This is a genomic window from Klebsiella sp. D-Nf1, assembly GCF_002810515.1.
Taxonomy (GTDB): Bacteria; Pseudomonadota; Gammaproteobacteria; order Enterobacterales; family Enterobacteriaceae; genus Klebsiella; species Klebsiella variicola.
The window spans coordinates 84,995-100,082 of record NZ_PIOK01000001.1 but is presented as its reverse complement, the minus strand read 5'-3'; the positions used below and the strand labels follow the sequence as shown (position 1 = coordinate 100,082).

At 57.0% G+C, this 15,088-nt stretch carries 11 protein-coding genes and 1 pseudogene; 6 read left to right on the top strand and 6 right to left on the bottom strand.

The features are described from left to right. Positions 1-182: 182 nt before the first annotated feature. The gene (locus tag CWM54_RS00475; protein ID WP_061155236.1) at positions 183-1,484 is read left to right on the top strand and encodes an MFS transporter; all 1,302 of its coding nucleotides are present in this window, start codon (positions 183-185) and stop codon (positions 1,482-1,484) included. Positions 1,485-1,499: 15 nt separating this feature from the next. Continuing rightward, complete coding sequence (locus CWM54_RS00470; RefSeq protein ID WP_100695620.1) at positions 1,500-3,863, top strand: glycoside hydrolase family 31 protein; 2,364 nt, start codon at positions 1,500-1,502, stop codon at positions 3,861-3,863. Between the two features lie 152 nt (positions 3,864-4,015). On the opposite strand, the gene CWM54_RS00465 is transcribed toward CWM54_RS00470, so the two are convergent. Next, the gene (locus tag CWM54_RS00465; RefSeq protein ID WP_061155238.1) at positions 4,016-5,608 is read right to left on the bottom strand and encodes an ABC-F family ATPase; all 1,593 of its coding nucleotides are present in this window, start codon (positions 5,606-5,608) and stop codon (positions 4,016-4,018) included. Positions 5,609-5,656: 48 nt separating this feature from the next. On the opposite strand from CWM54_RS00465, the pseudogene CWM54_RS00460 reads away from it, so the two are divergent. After that, a pseudogene (locus CWM54_RS00460) lies at positions 5,657-6,572 on the top strand (tyrosine-protein phosphatase). A 201-nt stretch (positions 6,573-6,773) separates the two neighbouring features. Beyond that, positions 6,774-7,688, top strand: coding sequence for a L,D-transpeptidase (gene ldtB / locus CWM54_RS00455; protein ID WP_100682079.1), 915 nt, complete (start codon positions 6,774-6,776; stop codon positions 7,686-7,688). Between the two features lie 122 nt (positions 7,689-7,810). Here the strand turns inward: ldtB and CWM54_RS00450 are convergent, their stop codons facing one another. The 5 genes from CWM54_RS00450 to mntR all read right to left on the bottom strand — a co-directional run bounded on the left by CWM54_RS00450 (position 7,811) and on the right by mntR (position 12,857). Then, the gene (locus CWM54_RS00450; protein ID WP_100682080.1) at positions 7,811-8,527 is read right to left on the bottom strand and encodes a GntR family transcriptional regulator; all 717 of its coding nucleotides are present in this window, start codon (positions 8,525-8,527) and stop codon (positions 7,811-7,813) included. A gap of 67 nt (positions 8,528-8,594) precedes the next feature. Then, positions 8,595-9,971 (bottom strand): glycoside hydrolase family 1 protein, encoded by a 1,377-nt coding sequence (locus CWM54_RS00445; protein ID WP_100695618.1) that lies wholly within the window; start codon positions 9,969-9,971, stop codon positions 8,595-8,597. A gap of 155 nt (positions 9,972-10,126) precedes the next feature. Next, positions 10,127-11,167, bottom strand: a complete 1,041-nt coding sequence (locus CWM54_RS00440; protein ID WP_100695616.1) for an aldo/keto reductase — start codon at positions 11,165-11,167, stop codon at positions 10,127-10,129. A gap of 107 nt (positions 11,168-11,274) precedes the next feature. Then, a complete protein-coding gene (locus CWM54_RS00435) occupies positions 11,275-12,387 on the bottom strand; it encodes an anion transporter (protein ID WP_061155244.1) in 1,113 nt (370 codons plus the stop codon). Continuing rightward, positions 12,384-12,857, bottom strand: coding sequence for a manganese-binding transcriptional regulator MntR (mntR, locus tag CWM54_RS00430; RefSeq protein WP_008805779.1), 474 nt, complete (start codon positions 12,855-12,857; stop codon positions 12,384-12,386). The genes CWM54_RS00435 and mntR overlap by 4 nt, the downstream gene beginning before the upstream one ends. 185 nt (positions 12,858-13,042) lie before the next feature. Between mntR and mntS the strand changes: the two genes are divergently transcribed. Together mntS and CWM54_RS00420 are read left to right on the top strand one after the other, a co-directional pair. After that, complete coding sequence (gene mntS, locus CWM54_RS00425; protein ID WP_012968653.1) at positions 13,043-13,168, top strand: manganase accumulation protein MntS; 126 nt, start codon at positions 13,043-13,045, stop codon at positions 13,166-13,168. Positions 13,169-13,436: 268 nt separating this feature from the next. Beyond that, positions 13,437-15,017: a phosphoethanolamine transferase gene (locus tag CWM54_RS00420; RefSeq protein ID WP_100682082.1), complete on the top strand. Its 1,581-nt coding sequence runs from the start codon at positions 13,437-13,439 to the stop codon at positions 15,015-15,017. Positions 15,018-15,088 lie beyond the last annotated feature (71 nt).

Here is a 15,088-nt window from a genome sequence, read left to right as displayed (position 1 = left end):
TAAATAGCGCTATGCCCGACGATTTTTCTCCCTTAGCCTGAATTGGTCCAACATCTCCCATACTAGTCATACCAATAATGTTGAGATAAAAATTAGACTATTCAAATAGTTAAAAAAAATATGTGACCACTCACGGAAAGAGGCCGTCACTTTCCCCCTACAAACGTCTTGTGGAGTGTGCTATGAGTCAAGGCCTCAACAATGATATCGCGGTCAGCAAAACACGCCGGGTGGTAAAAAACCTGCGCTGGTGGGTGCTGGTCCTGTTTTTACTTGGCGTCACCGTCAACTACATCACACGCAACTCGCTGGGGATTATCGCCCCGGAACTGAAAGCGACCCTCGGCATTACCACCGAACAATATTCCTGGATCGTCGGCGCGTTTCAGCTGGCTTACACGATTTTCCAGCCGCTCTGTGGCTGGCTTATCGACGTCATCGGCCTGAAGCTCGGGTTTATGATCTGCGCTACCCTGTGGGCGCTGGCCTGTATCGCCCATGCCGGGGCCGGCAGCTGGCTGCACCTGGCTATGTTGCGCTTCTTTATGGGCGGCGCTGAAGCGGCCGCCACGCCGGCCAACGCCAAAACCATCGGCGAGTGGTTCCCGAAATCCGAGCGACCGATCGCCGCCGGCTGGGCTGGCGTCGGCTTCTCTATCGGCGCGATGCTGGCCCCGCCAATCATCTACTTCGCCCACGCCTCCTTCGGCTGGCAGGGCGCGTTTATGTTTACCGGCGCGCTGGCGCTGCTGTGGGTGGTGCTGTGGTGGGCTTTCTATCAGAACCCGGAAAAGCACCCGAACCTCAGCAAAAGCGAGCTGGAATACATCAAGCAGGATAACGAAGCCCCGCCGGTGAAGCTGCCCTTTTTGACCGCGCTAAAAACCGTCTCGAAGAACAAACGTTTCTACGGGATCGCCATCCCCGCCTTTATGGCCGAGCCCGCCTGGGCGGTGCTGAGCTTCTGGGTACCGCTGTACCTGGCGAAAGAGCACGGGATGGATCTGAAGCAGATAGCGATGTTTGCCTGGCTGCCGTTCCTCGCCGCCGACCTTGGCAGCGTGGTCAGCGGCTATCTCACCCGCCTGTACGTTCGCTGGTTCGGCTGCACGCGAGTCAACTCGGTTATCGCCAGCTCAGTGACCGGCGCGTTTCTGATGATCTCGCTGGCCCTGGTCGCCATCACCCGCGATCCCTATATCACCATCATCCTGATCTCCATTGGCGGCTTCGGGCACCAGATCATCTCCTGCATGCTCAGCGCGCTGGTGGTGGAATCTTTCGACAAGGGGCAAATGGCGACAGTCAACGGCATGCGCGGATCCGCGGCATGGATCGCCAGCTTCCTGTTCTCGTTATTGATCGGGGTGACCGCCGACAAAATTGGCTTCAACCCGCTGTTTATCGCCATGGGTTTCTTTGACCTGATTGGCGCCGTTTTCCTGGTGGCATTTATTGCTGAACGTCGCGCCAAGCGCGCCTGAGAGTGGATATAAAATATGAAGACGTTGAAACACTGGAGTTTGCACCAACAGCTGGAGCATCACGTTGAACTGACCGTCGATGGCCAGCACACCCTGTGCCTGTACGTGCTGGAAGAGAATTTGTTCCGCGTCCTGCTGAAGCGCCAGGGCCAGCTGGCGCTGGATCGCACCTGGAGTATCGCCCCGCAGCAGGATGTGCCGTGGGAAGGCCGTGCGCGGGATGACCTCAGCGGTTTTAGTCTCCCGGCCTGGCAGATGATCGAAGAGGATAACGCGCTGACCATCGCCACCCGCCAGCTGCGCGTCACCGTCCACCAGCCGCTTTGGCTGGAGTGGAGCTATCGCGACGACGCCGGTGAGTGGCAGACGCTCGCCAGTGACCGTCCCACCAGCGCCTATCTGGCAAACGCTCACGGGGATGGCGTCGCCCATTATCTGAGCCGCCGTAAAGATGAGCGTTTCTACGGCCTGGGCGAAAAGGCCGGCGACCTGCAGCGCAACGGTAAGCGCTATGAAATACGTAACCTCGATGCCATGGGCTACAATGCCGTCAGCACCGACCCGCTGTATAAACATATTCCGTTTACCATCACCCAGCGCAGCGATATCAGCTACGGCCTGTTTTACGACAACCTGAGCAGCTGCTGGCTGGATCTGGGTAATGAAATCGACAACTATCACACCGCCTATCGCCGCTGGCAGGCGGAGGCCGGCGACATCGATTATTACCTGTTTACCGGTAAACAAGTGCTGGATGTGACCAAAGCTTTCGTCCGTCTGACCGGTAAAACCCTGTTCGGGCCAAAATGGAGCCTCGGCTACAGCGGTTCCACCATGCACTACACCGACGCGCCGGATGCGCAAAATCAGCTGATGAACTTCATCCGCCTGTGCGAGCAGCACGCGATCCCTTGCGACTCGTTCCAGCTCTCTTCCGGCTATACCTCGATCAACGGCAAGCGCTACGTCTTTAACTGGAACTACGACAAGGTGCCGCAGCCAAAAGTGATGAGCCAGTCGTTCCATGATGCCGGGCTGAAGCTTGCCGCCAATATCAAACCCTGCCTGCTGCAGGATCATCCGCGCTATGGCGAAGTGGCGGAGCGCGGTCTTTTTATTCGCGATTCGCAAACCGACGCGCCGGAGCGCTCCAGCTTCTGGGACGATGAAGGGTCGCATCTCGACTTCACCAACCCGCACACCGTGGCCTGGTGGCAGGAAGGCGTGACCACCCAGCTACTGGAGATGGGTATCGATTCGACCTGGAACGATAATAACGAGTATGAGGTGTGGGACGGCGAAGCGCGCTGCTACGGCTTTGGCCGCGAAATCGCCATTAAACATATTCGCCCGGTGATGCCGTTGCTGATGATGCGCGCCTCCATGGAAGCCCAGCAGCGCTTTGCGCCGCAAAAGCGCCCGTATCTGATCTCCCGCTCCGGCTGCGCCGGGATGCAGCGCTACGTCCAGACCTGGAGCGGCGACAACCGCACCAACTGGGATACATTACGCTATAACACCCGCATGGGATTAGGCATGAGCCTGTCCGGGCTGTTTAACGTCGGCCACGACGTCGGCGGATTCTCCGGCGATAAACCTGAGCCGGAGCTGTTCGTGCGCTGGGTGCAAAACGGCGTGATGCATCCGCGCTTTACCATTCACTCGTGGAATGACGACCAGACGGTCAATGAAGCCTGGATGTACCCGGAAATCACCCCGGCGATCCGCTCAGCCATCGAACTGCGCTACCGCCTGCTGCCCTATCTGTACACTCTGCTGTGGCAGGCGCATGCCGATGACGAACCGATGCTGCGCCCGACCTTCCTCGATCACCAGCACGATACCCAGACCTTCGCCGAGTGCGATGACTTCCTGCTGGGTCGCGATCTGCTGGTGGCCAGCGTGGTCGAGCCCGGCGCCCGTCAGCGCCAGCTATGGCTGCCCGATAATCAGGACGGCTGGTACGATTTTTACAGCCACCAGTGGTTCGCCGGTGGCCAGTGGGTGACGCTGGACGCGCCGCTGGAAAAACTGCCGCTGCTGGTCCGCGCCGGCGCCGGTCTGCCGCTCAGTGAACGTATCAGCCATGTCGATGCGCAAAAAGACGATCGTCGCGAACTGCAGTTGTTCCCGCTGAAAGGTACCGGCTCAACCCGCGGTCTGCTGTTTGAAGACGACGGCGAAAGCTGGGGCTATAAAGAGGGGGATGCGCTATGGCTGGAGTGGGAAATGACCTGCAGCGCCAACAGCATAAACCTGAATATCAACGCTCGCGGCAACTATCGCCCGGCGTGGAAAGCGCTGAGGCTGTCATTACCGGCGGGAGAAAAGCGTAAGCTGCTGGTGAATGGCGTCGAAGGAACGGAGTGGAGGCGCTAAGCGATATGCCGGGCGGCGGCTTACGCCTTGCCCGGCCTGGATTTTATTATGTTCCCGGATTGCGCTACGCTAATCCGGGCTACAAACTACAGATCACATACCAGGCGTAGCCCGGGTAAGGCGTAAGCCGCAACCCGGGTAACGGACAGGGATTACTCGATACCTTTGCTGCGCAGGTAGTCTTCGTAGTTGCCGCTGAAATCGATAACGCGTTCAGGGGTGATCTCCAGGACGCGGGTCGCCAGCGAGCTCACGAACTCGCGGTCGTGAGAGACGAAGATCAGGGTGCCCTGATACATCTCCAGCGCCATGTTCAGCGATTCAATCGATTCCATATCCAGGTGGTTGGTCGGTTCGTCCATTACCAGGATGTTTGGCTTCTGCATCATCAGCTTACCAAACAGCATGCGCCCTTTTTCACCACCAGAAAGGACTTTCGCCGGCTTTTTGATATCGTCCTGGCTAAACAACAGACGACCGAGGATGCTGCGTACTGCCTGCTCGTCATCGCCTTCCTGTTTCCACTGGCTCATCCAGTCAAAGACCGTCAGATCGTTCTCGAAATCTTCGGCATGATCCTGCGCGTAATAGCCGATACGGGCGTTTTCGGACCACTTAACGGTACCGTTATCTGCTTCCAGCTCGCCCACCAGGGTTTTCAGCATCGTTGATTTACCGACGCCGTTGGTCCCCAGCACCGCCAGCTTCTCGCCAACCTCCAGCAGCAGATTCACCCCTTTGAACAGTGGGCCGTTATCAAAACCTTTCGCCAGCGCTTCCACTTCCAGCGCATTACGGAACAGTTTCTTATCCTGCTCGAAGCGAATAAACGGGTTCTGACGGCTGGACGCTTTCACTTCATCCAGCTTAATTTTATCAATCTGACGGGCGCGAGAGGTCGCCTGACGCGATTTAGAGGCGTTGGCGCTAAAGCGGCTAACGAAGGACTGCAGGTCAGCGATCTGCGCTTTCTTCTTGGCGTTGTCCGCCAGCAGACGTTCGCGTGCCTGGGTCGCCGCGGTCATATACTCGTCATAGTTGCCCGGATAGACGCGCAGCTCACCGTAATCGAGATCCGCCATGTGGGTGCAGACCATGTTCAGGAAGTGACGGTCGTGCGAAATGATGATCATGGTGCTGTCACGTTCGTTCAGCACCTGCTCCAGCCAGCGAATGGTGTCGATGTCGAGGTTGTTCGTCGGTTCGTCGAGCAGCAGGATATCCGGATTGGAAAACAGCGCCTGCGCCAGCAGGACACGCAGCTTCCAGCCCGGCGCGACTTCGCTCATCGGGCCGTAATGCTGTTCAACCGGAATGCCGACGCCGAGCAGCAGTTCGCCGGCGCGCGCTTCGGCGGAGTAGCCGTCCATCTCGCCGTATTTGACTTCCAGATCGGCCACTTTATAGCCGTCTTCCTCGCTCATTTCCGGCAGGGCGTAGATACGATCGCGCTCTTGCTTCACTTCCCACAGCTCACCGTGGCCCATGATAACCGTATCCAGCACGGTGAACGCTTCGAAGGCGAACTGATCCTGGCGCAGCTTACCGATACGCTCGTTCGGGTCGAGAGAAACGTTGCCCAGCGTCGGCTCGAGATCGCCGCCGAGGATCTTCATAAAGGTCGATTTACCGCTGCCGTTGGCGCCGATCAGACCATAACGGTTGCCGCCGCCAAATTTAACGGAGATATTTTCGAACAGCGGCTTACTGCCAAACTGCATGGTAACGTTGCTGGATACTAGCACGGGGATATCCTGAAAAAAGAGAATGAGGGGTGTGACACAGCAGACATTATGCCAGTAAATGACGCACTTTTCACGGCCTGCGGTAAATTCCGCCGCGACGCTTGTGCTAAGGTCTTTGTCAGATGAGCCACAGACCAGGGCTCAAACGGTTATTCTGTACGTCATTATGAGGAACCCCATGACCACCAGCCTACCGCGACACCCGGCCTTTTTATCCCTGCAGGGCGGTATCAATTTTCGCGATCTGGGCGGCCAGCGTGCCGCCGACGGACGCACGGTACGCAGTGGCAAGCTGCTACGCTCCGGCGCGCTAAACCAGTTGACGGCGGACGATCTCAACCACCTGGCGACGCTGCCGCTCAGTCGGGTGCTCGACTATCGCGACCCCGGAGAGGTACAGCGCACGCCTGACAAGCTTAGCCCGCTCACTCATTATTTGAACGCGCCAGCCAATCCGCCCATCAGCGATGTGAATGCGAAGGTCACCGAGCTGAATGCTGCCACCCTTAACGCGCTGAATGGTGAACAGTTTATGCTGCAACTCTATCGCCAGCTGCCGTTTAACAATCCGGCCTATCGCCAGCTCACTGCCTGGCTGACGGCCCCTTTTGAAGGGGCGTTACTCCAACACTGCGCCGTCGGCAAAGATCGCACCGGCGTCGGCTGCGCGCTAACGCTGTTTGCCGTCGGATGCGACAGCGAGACGGTCATGGAGGAGTATCTGCTCACCCACGGTATGCTGACGCAGGTGGAAGCCTGGATGCTGGAGATGCTCGGCAACGACCTGACGCCCCAGGGACGCCAGAGTCTGGCGGATATTCTGACGGTGAAAGAGTCCTATCTCGCCGCCGCGCTGTCGGCCATCCACCAGCGCTATGGTAGCGTCGACGCCTGGCTGGCAGAAGAGTACCAGCTCACCGCCCCGGCCCGTGCTTCGCTGCAGGACCGGTTACTGGAAGGATAACCTCCCTGTGAACCGCGTGGGAGGCGGCGGTCGCATTGTCCGCCAGGCCCCGACAGTCGAGACGACAGGGAAAAAAATGTGATTTCGTACACATCTGATTTACCTGTTCAGCGGAATGCACATATAATGCGCTCCCATCTACTGTCTCAATCATTAACAAAGGCCTGTGTGGCGTTGATTTCGCACACGACATTAAAGACTATGAAATTATCTACACTCTTAGCGGCAGCCTTCGCCCTCGTAGGCTTTTGCAATACAGCGTCTGCTGTCACCTATCCTTTGCCGACCGACGGCAGCCGTTTGGTTGGTCAGAATCAGGTCATCACCATTCCTGATGATAACAAGCAGCCGCTGGAATACTTTGCGGCGAAATATCAGATGGGGCTGTCCAACATGCTGGAAGCCAACCCGGGGGTGGACACCTATCTGCCAAAAGGCGGTAGCGTCCTGAACATCCCGCAGCAGTTGATTCTGCCGGACACCGTCCACGAAGGCATCGTGATTAACAGCGCCGAGATGCGTCTGTACTACTATCCGAAAGGCACCAACACCGTGATCGTCCTGCCGATCGGTATCGGCCAGTTAGGTAAAGACACGCCGATTAACTGGACCACCAAAGTCGAACGCAAGAAAGCCGGCCCGACATGGACGCCGACCGCCAAGATGCATGCCGAATACATCGCTGCCGGCAACCCGCTGCCAGCCGTCGTACCGGCCGGTCCGGATAACCCGATGGGCCTGTACGCGCTGTATATCGGCCGTCTGTACGCCATCCACGGCACCAACGCTAACTTTGGTATTGGCCTGCGCGTGAGCCACGGCTGCGTGCGTCTGCGCAACGATGACATCAAGTTCCTGTTTGATAACGTGCCGGTTGGCACCCGCGTACAATTTATCGATGAGCCGGTAAAAGCGACCACCGAGCCGGACGGCAGCCGTTACATTGAGGTTCACAACCCGCTGTCAACCACCGAAGCGCAGTTCCAGGGCGGCGAAATCGTGCCAATCACCCTGACTCAGCCGGTACAGGCGATCACCAGCCAATCTGATGTCGATCAGAACGTGGTTGAGCAGGCTATCCAGAACCGCTCCGGTATGCCGGTGCGTCTGAACTAAGTTCTGCATGACAAGAAAAACGGCGGGCCTGATGCCCGCCGTTTTTTTATCTGTATTTCCCCGGGCTACCAAACCTGACAACACCCTGGCCCTGCTAAGCGCTCGCAAACAGGCCCCCCGGTCTAGCCGTTATTCACCAGAATAATCCCGCCGTGATCGTAGCGATAGTGGCAGTGGGCATACTCCAGCGGCGTACCGTCTTCGAGGTAGATAACCTGCTCAACCTCCAGCACCGGGTCGGTGGCGTCGCAGTGAAGATGTAATTTATCCAGTTCATCGGGCTTCATCGCCCGCACCACGCGGTAAGATCCCATCAGCTTCAGCCCCAGCGTCTCCTGCACATAGCGAAACACCGAGCTTTCCAGATGGCTTTTATTGAGCCCCGGCACCAGTCCCACCGGCATAACCGTCAGATCCAACGACACCGGCTCACCGTTGAGCAGCCGCAGACGGACAAAGTCATACACCGGGGCATCGGCGTCAATCAGCAGCGAACTCTGCTCCTTGTCGCTGGGAAAACGCACCTCAAAGCGCACCACTTCGCTTTGTACCTCGCCAAGATGCTCCCAGGTTTTGGTGGCGCCAAAATAGTCGCTGCCGGGCAGTTCCCACTGCGACAGCTGGAGGAAATTTTTCCGCACAAAGGTGCCCTGCCCTTTGCGGGTGTAGATAAGCCCTTCGACGATTAACTGACGCATCGCCTGCTGGATCGTCATCCGGCTGGTGTTGAACTCCGCCGCCAGCGCAAACTGGTCGGGTAGCGGTGCGCTGGCAGGATACTGCTGGCTGATGATGCGTTTTTTTATTTCCCGCGCAATTTGCAGATACTTCGCCGTCATTCCCGGTCCTTTTACATTCTGTGCGTGACTGGCGGGCAGCATACTTGACCTGACCGCCAGGACGCCGTTACATCGCTTCGCCGTTGCTGTGGATCACCTGCTTCAGCCACGCATAGCTCTTCTTCGGCACCCGCCGTAGATCCTTGAGGTCATGGTTCTCACGATTGACGTACACCACGCCGTAGCGCTTACGCATATCGCCCTGTGAGCTAAGAATATCGATTAATCCCCAGCCCAGATAGCCGATCACCTGCGCGCCGTCCTCAAACATCGCCGCTTTCATGGCGTTAATATGGTCGCGATGGTAGGCGATGCGGTAATCATCGGCAACCGGATGTTCACCGTCCCAGGATTCGATCACCCCGATGCCGTTTTCAATCGGGAACACCGGTAGCCGCCAGTCATTGTAATAACGGGTGATGATCATGCGAAATCCCAGCGGATCGATCTGCCAGTTCCATTCCGTCGCTTTCAGGTACGGGTTATCCTGATTACCGAATAGCATGTAATTGTTGACCGCCGTTCCCGGCGGGATCGCGTCGCTATTGAGCGAGCGGCTGGCGTAATAGCTGAACGCCAGATAATCCACCTTCACCATTGCCATCAGCGCCATATCTTCGGCGCGATAAATATCGTCAAAGCCTTCGCGGGCGACAAAGTGCATCACCTCCGGGCTATAGCCCTCGCCCGCGTAGACGCGCAGCAGGTTCTGGTTTAAAAACTCGTCCAGTTGCTGAGCGCAGAGAATATCGCGTGGTTTGCAGGTAGCCGGATAGACCAGCGCGTGAGCCAGCATTCCGCCCATCAGGCACTGCGGCTTCGTCTGATGCAGATAGTGGGTCAGATGGACATGCGCCATCATCACGTGGTGCTGGATCTGGTAGAGTTCGCGCAACGTTTTATCGCCACGCAGATAGCCGGTGATCAGGAAGGCTTCCGGCGAATGGTAGAGGTTCTGTTCATTGAAGGTCAGCCAGTACTTCACCTTATCGCCGTAGCAGTCGATCATCTTCTGGCCATAGCGGATAAAGTCGTCCATGACCCGGCGGTCGGTAAAACCGTTGTAGCGCTCCGCCAGCGACAGCGGCATGTCAAAGTGATACAGGCAGATCATCGGCTCGATGCCACGGGCAATAAGCTCATCGATAAACTGATGGTAGAAAGCGATCCCTTCTTCATTGAATTCGCCGTCCCCCTCCGGACACACCCGGCTCCAGGCGATCTGGAAGCGGTAGCAGTTCATGCCCAGATCCTGCATCAGATCGAAATCTTCGCGGAAGCGATGATAGGAGTCAGTCGCCACCTTCCAGTCCGAGGCGAACTCTGACGGTTGACGAATATCGTACACCGACATCCCCTTTCCTCCCTCATTCCACGCCCCTTCGGTCTGCATGCTGGAGACCGAATTGCCCCATAAAAAATCGGCCGGTAATGTGTCTTTCATGGTTCGCCTCTGTATATGACTAGTCATTTTAAATTCATGACTAGTCATATACAAAAAATACGCCACGGAAGCAAAAGACGGATCGTTTTCTGTGAGCCAGACAAACAAAAAAGATCGCCGCAAGCGGCGATCTTTAGAGGTAAGTGGAAACGGCGTTACTGCGCGTCAAGCTGATGACGACGATATTCCCCCTGGCGCTCCAGCATCCAGCCCGGATATTCGCGCGGCAGGGCGCTGACCGCATCAAGCTGGCGCAACTCATCTTTGCTCAGGCGAATAGCGGTCGCAGCGATGTTATCCTGCAACTGTTCGGCCCGTTTGGCGCCAATAATGACACTGGTCACCGCCGGCTGATGCAGCAGCCACGCCAGGGCAATCTGCGCCACCGATACCCCTTTTGCTTCAGCTATCACCCGCATGACGTCGATGCAATCAAATGCGCGCGCTTTATCCACCGGCGGAAAGTCGAACGCCAGGCGACGCCCCCCCGCTTCCGCCTCGCCGTCGCGGCGGTATTTCCCGCTCAACAGGCCGCCCGCCAGCGGGCTCCAGACCATCAGGCCGAGGCCTTCACTTTGCAGCATCGGCACCAGCTCGCGTTCCAGGTCACGCCCGGCGATAGTGTAGTAGGCCTGCAGAGAAGCAAACCGGGAGAGTCCAAGGCGTTCCGCTATGCCCAGCGCTTTGGCGATTTGCCAGGCCGCCCAGTTAGAAACACCGATGTAGCGCACGTGGCCCTGCTGTACCAGGGTATCCAGGGCCGACAGCGTCTCTTCGATCGGCGTCGCCGGATCGAAGCCGTGCAATTGATAGAGATCGATATGATCGAGCTGCAGGCGGCGCAGGCTCTCTTTCACGCTGCCCATGATGTGGTACCGTGAGCTGCCGCGAGAGTTCACGCCAGCGGTGCCGGTTTCGCCAAACACTTTGGTCGCCACCACCACGTTTTCACGCGGGATTTTCAGGTTTTTCAGCGCCTGGCCGGTAATCTCTTCAGAGCGCCCTTCCGAGTAGACGTTGGCGGTATCGATAAAGTTGATCCCAGCGTCCAGCGCGCTGCCGACCAGTTGCTCGGCTTCGGCCTGGCGCAGCTGGCCGATTTTGCCCCACATCCCTTCTTCGCCGCCGAAGGTCATGGTGCCCAGGCACAGCTCAGAGACAAACAGACCGGTATTGCCCAGTTTTTGATATCGCATAGCACTCTCCTCAACAGGATGATTAACGTCAGCGGTATAGTTATACCGCTGAGTCGAGGCGTGCGAATGGGGTGTTTCTGTCAGTTTCTTGCCCAATTCTGCAGAAATTAGGCGCAGAGTTTGAAGAGCCAATAGCCGCTGATGGCCGCCCACAGCAGCATAGGAATGGAGTAAAGATGGAAGCGCCACCAGATCCGCCGATCGCTGGCCATGCGCAGGGCGATGATATTGGCCAGCGATCCTGGCAGCAGGCCAAAGCCGCCCACGTTAACCGCCCAGGCGAGCAGTATCGACGGCGGGACATAGTTGAGCAGCAGAATGGTCGAGGGCACATTACTGATCACCTGCGACAGGCCGATGGCGGTCAGCCACAGTCCGCCGCCGGAAAGCGTCCCGACGCCGCTCAGCACATGATGCAGCGCCGGAAGCTGGGTCAGCAGGTGGACATCGATAAACATCACCATAAACACCAGCAGCAGCGACCAGTCCACATGGACGATCACCGCCCGGGCCAGTATCAGGAAGCCCAGCAGCACCAGCGCCAGACCCCACAGCGCCTGATTCATCTCCAGCGCGGTCAGGAACACCAGATACAATCCCAGACAGCTCCAGACCAGCTTAGGCTGCCACGATGGCGCCTTATCGCTACTCTGGTAGCTGAGCCGGTTTGCCGGGAAACAGAACCAGCACAGCACCAGCAGAGTCAACATCATTGCCGCCGCCAGGGGTAGCATCTGGCCGATAAACCCGACGAAAGAGAGACCGGACCGTCCCCACAGCAAAATGTTTTGCGGGTTGCCGATCGGCGTCAGCAGAGACCCGGCGTTGACCGCCAGCGCTTCGAAGATAATCAGACGGTTAACCGGGATCGCGCACCACTTTTTCAGCGTCAGCGTCAGCGGCACCACAATAAACAAGGCGACATCGTTGGTCAGGAAGGTGGATAAGAGCGCCGCCGCCAGCACCATAAAGATGGCCAGCTGGCGCTCAGTCACGAAGCGGCGAGCCATTTTCCGTCCCAGCACGTCAAAGTAGCCGCTCAGTTCAATGCCCTTGGTCAACAGCATCAGGCCGCTGAGCGTGATGATGGTATGCCAGTCAATGGCCGCCGGCCAGCTTGCCGGGACAAACGGCACGATGGCGCTGAGCACGCAGGCGATAATCAGCAGCAGGTGTAAAAAACGGTCGCGCAGCAGCGACTGAACGAAGGGAAGAGTCATGCTTCCTGGGATCCCTGTTTCTGGGTAAATTTCAGGAACATCGCCAGCGTCTCTTCACTCACGTGATGCTCCATTCCCTCCGCATCGCGGCGGGCAATCTCCGGACTGACGCCAATCGCCAGCAGAAAGTTTTCCACAATCTGGTGGCGCTCGCGACTTTCCTGGGCCAGCTTTTCCCCTTCCGGGGTTAAGAAGATCCCGCGCCAGGGGATCTGTTCGATTAGCCCCACGCTGGCCAGGCGTTTAAGCATTTTGGCGACCGTAGGCTGCGAAACGCCAAGACGCGCCGCCATATCCACCTGGCGCGCCTCCCCCACTTCGTTGATCAGATCGGAGATCAGCTCCACATAGTCATCGATCAGCTCGCGGCGATGCGCTTCCCGCACCTGACGGAAACCCTCAACGTGCTCTTCAACATTTACTAACTGCGTCACTTTTTTTGTTATTGGCTTACCTGCGCGACGGTTCATTGTGCTTCCTCATTCGTGTGACGCGTCAAGCATCATATAAAAAGATCCACATTGTAATGGATTGCGCCAAGAGCACAAAAAATTAACGTTTTAGCCATAGCTATAAAATATAGCCTGTGCTATATCTGTATGTAATGCAAACAGCCATCAAGGATTGACGGCGTGAACAGGCAGGAGGAGAGCAGATGAATGAATTCAAGAGGTGCTTAAACGTGTTTAGCCATTCACCCTTTAAAGTACGACTAATGCTGATCGGTATGCTGTGCGAGATGATTAACGGTAAACCGCAGCAGGACAAACCTCATTCCTAAGGCGGCGTCGCGGTACGCCGCTTCATTTTTCTGTCATCTTCTGCCGCTAAAATGGCCGGTTTCCCCCGTTTCCCTGACCTTTTTTCAAGTTTTGTAAGCGCCCTCGCAAAACAATCTGTTATGTCTGGTTGACCTTACCATTTACAAGCCCTATCTTTGCACAGCCCTGCCACATTCGCGGCTCGCAGAGACCCTCTTCGCGCACTGTCCAGCAGGTTTTCCCCCTTGATGCCAGGGGATGCGCATGGCCTCTTTTTGATTGTTTACTATGAATGTCACCACCCTGAAAAATACGCTGGTCGCCCGCCGACTGGCACTGAACCCATGGACAGGATTCTACTTTTTACAGTCGCTATTAATTAACCTGGCGCTGGGCTATGAATTTAGCCTGCTCTATACCGTGGCATTTACCTGCGTGTTACATCTTTTGTGGCGTGCCTTTCCACGCGTTCAGAAAGGGGTGGTCGGTGCCTATTCGCTGCTGGCGGCTCTCTACTACCCCTTTGGCCAGGCCTACGGCGCCCCCAACTTCAATACGTTGCTGGCGCTTCACGCCACCAATGTGGAAGAATCCACGGAAATTCTGACCATCTTCCCGTGGTACAACTATCTGCTGGCGGTCTTCATTTTCGCGCTGGGGATCATTGCGGTTCGCCGCAGGATCGTTGAGCCATCCCGCTGGGGAAAAATGGAGACCCTGGGCCTGCTGTTCAGCATCGGGATTTTCTTTCTGCAGCCGGTGCAGAATCTCGCCTGGGGCGGCGTGTTCAAGGTGATTGACACCGGTTATCCGGCCTTTCGTTTTGTGAAAGACGTGGTGGTGAATAATAACGAGGTGCTGGACGAGCAGGCGCGAATGGCGCAGCTGGCCGGCATGAAAGACAGCTGGCACGTGCTGGCGGTGAAGCCAAAGTACCATATCTATGTGGTGGTGATTGGCGAAAGCGCCCGCCGCGACGCCCTCGGCGCCTTCGGTGGCCACTGGGACAACACGCCGTTTGCCAGCTCGGTAAACGGTTATCTGTTTAACAACTATGTCGCCGCCAGCGGCTCGACGCAGAAATCGCTCGGCCTGACGCTTAACCGGGTAGTCGACGGTAAACCGCAGTTTCAGGATAACTTTGTCACCCTTGCCAACCGCGCGGGTTTCCAGACCTGGTGGTTCTCCAACCAGGGGCAGATTGGCGAGTACGACACCGCTATCGCCAGCATTGCCAAACGTGCGGATGAAGTCCAGTTCCTGAAAAACGGCGATTTCGAGGCCAATAAAAATACCCAGGACGAGCAGTTATTAAAGCTGACCGAACAGGTACTCTCTACACAGCGCACCCAGCCGCAGCTGATCGTCCTGCATCTGATGGGTTCTCACCCGCAGGCCTGCGACCGGACCAAAGGCAAGTACACGGTTTTCGTCCAGTCGAAAGAGACTTCCTGTTATCTCTACAGCATGACGCAGACCGACTCGCTGCTGGCTAAGCTCTACAGCCAGTTGCAAAACTCCGGCGATACCTTTTCACTGACCTACTTTTCCGATCATGGTCTGGCGTTCAAGGAGCGGGGAAAAGAGGTGCAGTATCTGGCGCATGACGATAAGTTCCAGCAGAACTTCCAGGTGCCGTTTATGGTGCTGTCCAGCGATGACAACGCGCATAAAGTGATTAAAGCGCAGCGGTCAGCGAATGATTTCCTCAGTTTCTTCTCCCAGTGGACCGGGATCAAGGCGGCGGAACTCGTCCCGCGCTATCGTTTTATCTCTGAGCAAAAGGCCGGTCCGGTGTACATCACCAACTTCCAGCTGCAGAAGGTTGACTACACCCACCTCGGCAGCGATGAGTTCACTGTCAACTAAGACGACTCGTTCAGCCCGGTCAACCGCCCGGGCTGGCCGTCAACAGGCAAAAAAAATCCGCCCCGTGAGGC